A 4,787-nucleotide genomic window follows, 5' to 3' on the forward strand; every position below is an offset into this window, starting at 1 on the left:
TTGCAACTCCCCAGCTGAATCGCTGCGCCTCAGCCTGCGCGGCTAATCCTGCGCAATCTTCTTCCTCATCATCACGTCGATCTGCACGTCGTCCCCCAGGCGGAAACTGTGGCGGCCAAAGGGCTCGAAGCCCTGATGCGCGTAAAAGGCGATGGCCTTCTGGTTGTGTTCCCAGACGCCCAGCCAGACCCAGTTCACACCGGCCTCCTGCGCCGCCTCCAGCGCGGTGGCCATCAGGCGCTTTCCGATGCCCCTGCCCTGAAAGGCACGGGTCGCATAGATGCGCTCGATTTCCATCGCGTTTTCGAGGTCCTGCTCGGTCTGGGCAGGCCCGGTGTTCAGCTTCAGATATCCCGCAATGTCAGAGCCGGTCCGGGCAAAATAGAAGCGGGAATGCGGGTTTTCATACTCTGCCCTGACCTTGTCCATGTCGAAGGCGACGGACGTATAGGCGGAAATATCCTGCGGGGCGTTCTGGCTTGAAAACGTGTCGAGGAAAGTGGCCTCGGCCAGATCCCGCAAAACAGGCAGGTCTTCGGGCCCTACCGGGCAAATTCTCATCAGGTCAGTCATGCTGAAGGGCTGCCAGATCACCGGCAGAGTTCAAGTCCTTTTTCCCGCCGGCGTCGCAAACAACAGTCGGCAGGTCGCGCCAATGCGCACGCGGCCATCGGCCTGAACAAAGGGCGCAATCGCCGCCGCATGGGCTGCGTTCACAGCCGCCTCACCCGAGGCGTCCATGGCCTTCGCCGCCACACCGGAGGAGCCGATCCCGCGCACGGCCAGGGCCTCGCTTTCATATTCCCACGGGCTGGACACATCCACGACCTCCAGCGGCGTCAGCCCTGCCTCGGCTGCGAACGCCCGCAGCCTGGCTTCGTCCGACAGCGCAAACGGTCCGGGCGCGCCCGGTGGCGGAGGCGGCAGGAGCTGTTTCAGGGCGCCGACAATCGCGGCCGCCTCCATGCCGTCCGGCTCGCCCCAGGTCATGATGACCACAGTGCCCGAAGGCGCCGTCACGCGCCGTGCTTGGGCCAGCGCCGCGCCGGGATTTCCGGCATATTGGAAAGAGTTGAAGCCGACGACCACATCGAAGCTGTCATCCCCGAATGGCAGGTCTTCCAGGTCGCCTGTCTGGAAAGCGCCCTGCGGGACACGGTCGCGGGCAATCTGGAGCAGCAAGTCCGAGGCATCAATTCCCGTCACCTGCGCGCCGCGATCCGCCGCCAGCGCCGCAGCCATGCCGGATCCGCACCCGGCATCAAGATAGCGCGTGCCTGCCCCGACCGCTGCGTGCTCAAGCGCGGCAACGTATCCGGCGCGGAATCCACCCTCCTGCAAATCGGCCCAGTCACGCGCCCGCATACCCCACAAACGGCCATTGGCCCCGGCCGTCCTGGGCGTGTTGGTTGCTGTCATCTGTTCCCCCCGGTCCTGCGCGGTTAACTGGCGCGCGTTCATCCCGCTGTCAGAACACCACGGATGGCGGAGTTATCACACCCCCGGAATCAAAAAGGCCGCCTCCTTTCGGAGACGGCCAATCTGATACAACTGGAAAAGTCCTGACGGACTATTCAGCGGTGATCGTGTCGACGGCGGTCTTGCCGCTGCGCTTGTCAACGGCGGTCGTGAAGGAAACCTTCTGACCTTCGGACAGGGCGCGCATGCCAGCGCGCTCAAGCGCCGTGGCGTGCACGAACACGTCGGTGCCGCCATCGTCTGGCTGGATGAAGCCGAAGCCTTTTTGGTCGTTGTAGAATTTTACGGTGCCACTTGTCATGAAACACTCCTGAATAGATGCGGTCCTGCAACATGCGGGTCCGCGGGAACACGAATTTTGTATGGGAGGTCTCTGAAGGAGTGGCAGGGCAAGCCCGTTCACTCAATGCCTGATCGTCCGGCGAAAAGTCGAATTCCCCATATAACGGGTATTTCCACCAATACAACCGCGCGTCTCCACCCGCGACTGTTTAAAACACGCAAAAGCCCGGCAGCACAGGGCAACCGGGCTCTCGAATTTCTGGTCGGCCGACCGACTACATCAGCGCATAACCCCGCGCATTGATATAACGCTTCAGCTCTTCGGCCCGGCGCAGTGGATCCGGGTGGGTGGACATGAACTCGGCCGGGCGCTGGCCTTCCGACTGCGCGGCCATCAATTCCCACAAGCGCACGGATTCGCGGGTGTCATAGCCGGCATTGTGCATGTAATCGACGCCCAGCTTGTCAGCCTCCAGCTCATGCCGGCGGCTATAGGGCAGGATCACGCCGAATTGCATGGCCGCGCCACCGAGAGCGCCGATGGCCGTGCCATACTTGCTGAGCTCTTCTGACTGCGCGACGGCGATCTGACCCGCCATCAGGCCAACTTGCGCTGCGGTCGAAACCGACAGGCGCTCTGCAGCATGGCGACCGACCACGTGGCCGGTCTCATGGCCCAGAACGGACGACAGCTGGTCGTCATTCTCGGTCAGTTCGGTAATGCCGCGATAAATGCCGACGCGGTTGCCAGGCATCACGAACGCGTTGACGTCATCGGTGTCGAACACCGCCACGTCCCAATTAGCGTTCGGGTCGATATGACCCGCCTTCACTGCGCCATCAGACGTACGCTCCCAGACGCTCAGCACCTGGTTTTTCAGGCGCGAGTTCGAGACAACGGGCGTCTGCGATTTCATGTCGGTCCAGGCCGTTGCGGCCATGCTGGCCACCTGCTCTTCCCCGAACAGGATCAGCTGGCTGGATCCGGTCGCCGGGTTTGTGGTGCAGCTGGAAATGAAGGGGAATACGGTGCCTGCGGCAATACCGGTAATCAGCGCGCGGCGCGACAGGCGCACCTGCGGTGCTCCGGCCAGAACTTCGCTATCAAATTCAACTAGATCGGCCATCTCATTCTCCCTATCGCCTCGAGCCAGAGGTTACCCCTGCACCCTCAAAAAGCAATCGCACCCCTGCACGATTGGTTCCCAACTTGAACGATTACGGCTGAATAGGTCCTGAATGGGCGGTTGCCTAGGCGTCCTCGTCCACCGTGTCGCCTGCCAGGATCGCCGCTTGCTGCACCCAGCCCTCACGTGTGATCCGACCGGAGAAATTGAGCTCATGATCCACCCATGTGACGTTTTCAGGCGTCCAGGCAGCGATCTGGTCATAGTGCCAGATGCCCATACTGTTCAGCACTTCCTGAATCTTCGGCCCCACACCGCCAATGATGGTCAAATCATCCGGCGTGTTGGCAACGGGCTTGTCGAGCGCCATCGGCTGTACGCCTGCGGGCCCCTCTTCTGCGGTCTCGTCGGACCCGGAGTCGTCATTCGCCTCTTCCGTGTCCGCTTCGACGAAATCCGCCTCGTCTTCGGGCGCGGACTCACTCTCGGCCACGCCCAGTTCGGCGGCGTTGTCTGACGCTTCGTCTTCCTCATCGGTCAGTTCGAGCGCTGCCAGGATAGCCCGGCTGGCCTCATCTGCGCGGTCGATATCGGTCTCTTCGTCTGACCCGTCGGCGGGCACTTCATCATCTGCATCGACCTCGGCAGTCTCTGCATAGTCTTCAGTCAGTTCGTCCTCGACGGGCGTCAGTTCTGTATCGTCGAACGCTGCCTCTGCCTCAGCAGGCGCCTCATCGGCGAACCGGTCAACAATCTCGAAAGCAGGTACATCCGGTTCAGCGTCAGGATCAGCGGCCAGCTCGGCTGGCGCTTCCGGCTCCTGTTCAGCCTCAAACTCAATCGCCTCTTCGATGTCATCTTCGGCATCTTCCGCGAGTTCTTCGGCAAAGTCGGCTTCGTCACTTGGCTCGGCTTCAGGCTCGGCAAGCTCAACCTCCGGCTCGTTTTCAGCTTCGCCATCAAAGTCCGGCACGGATTCCAGTTCAGATTCGGGCTCGGTCTCCGGCAAGTCCGGAAGAGGCTCCGGCGTGATGGCCGCTTCGGCAACCGCGTCGGCCTCAATGCCCTCTTCCTCGGCGTCTTGGTCGCCTTCGAAATAGGCAAGGCGGCCTTCCAGAAAACGATTGCGCCAGCGCAGGCGGGCCAGTTCTTCTTCCGCCTCACCATTGCCGTTACGCCCGCTTGGCGTAGCTGCCGGGGCTTTCACCTTGGCGAGTTCATCTTCCAGTGCTTCGACGCGCTGCTTCAGAAAATTCTGTTGCCATTCTGCCTTGGCCGCATCGGCGTCGCTGGTCTCGCCAGTCGCCATCGCAGCAGGTGCCGCCTCCGCAGGGGATGCGCCAGCGGCTTCGCTGCCCCCTTCGCCGATCATGGCTTCCAGATGGCGTACACGGCTTTCGAGGTGACGGTTGCGCCAGACCAGCGCCGGGTTCGGATCGGTCGCGCCGCCAACAGCAGCAAGCGTGCCCACAGCGCCAGCTCCTGCCGCACCCGCAGCCTTTGCGCCGCTCACCAGCGCCTCGTCGGCTTTCGCCTTCAGCGCTTCCAGCTCGCTCTTGGCGCGGCTCAATTCATCACTCATGCGCTGGAATTTCACATTCTGCTCGGCCTGAGCCTCACGCGCATTCGTATTGCCCACAGGCTGACCACGCTGGGCCGCATACAGGCTTTCAATCTCTTCCTTGGCCTGTTCGAGTTCGGTCTGGGTAACATCGCGCTCGACCATTGCGCGCCGCATTTTTCCAACCAGCATCATGCCGCGAATGGACCAACCCAGCAGCAAACCGAATACGGCAACCCCTGCCAGCGCCGCCCACATATGTGCCAATAGCCACGCCATCATTCGCTCCGTTCTCGAACCTTGAACCCAATCCGGCGATTCTTCGCCCGACCGTCTTC

Annotated in this window: 4 protein-coding genes and 1 pseudogene; all 5 read right to left on the bottom strand. The window is 62.0% G+C overall.

The window, feature by feature from the left end:
* Positions 1-42: 42 nt before the first annotated feature.
* A complete protein-coding gene (locus tag B2344_RS06670) occupies positions 43-573 on the bottom strand; it encodes a GNAT family N-acetyltransferase (RefSeq protein WP_290478509.1) in 531 nt (176 codons plus the stop codon).
* Between the two features lie 30 nt (positions 574-603).
* On the bottom strand, positions 604-1,419 hold the full coding sequence (locus B2344_RS06675) for a class I SAM-dependent methyltransferase (protein WP_290482744.1): 816 nt from the start codon (positions 1,417-1,419) through the stop codon (positions 604-606).
* 151 nt (positions 1,420-1,570) lie between these two features.
* Positions 1,571-1,780, bottom strand: coding sequence for a cold-shock protein (locus B2344_RS06680; protein WP_034812549.1), 210 nt, complete (start codon positions 1,778-1,780; stop codon positions 1,571-1,573).
* Positions 1,781-2,036: 256 nt separating this feature from the next.
* Positions 2,037-2,888, bottom strand: coding sequence for a M48 family metallopeptidase (locus B2344_RS06685; RefSeq protein ID WP_051607589.1), 852 nt, complete (start codon positions 2,886-2,888; stop codon positions 2,037-2,039).
* A 124-nt stretch (positions 2,889-3,012) separates the two neighbouring features.
* Positions 3,013-4,787, bottom strand: a pseudogene (locus tag B2344_RS06690) (hypothetical protein); the annotation flags it as partial.

It is taken from the genome of Hyphomonas sp. UBA3195 (assembly GCF_002366485.1).
GTDB lineage: Bacteria > Pseudomonadota > Alphaproteobacteria > Caulobacterales > Hyphomonadaceae > Hyphomonas.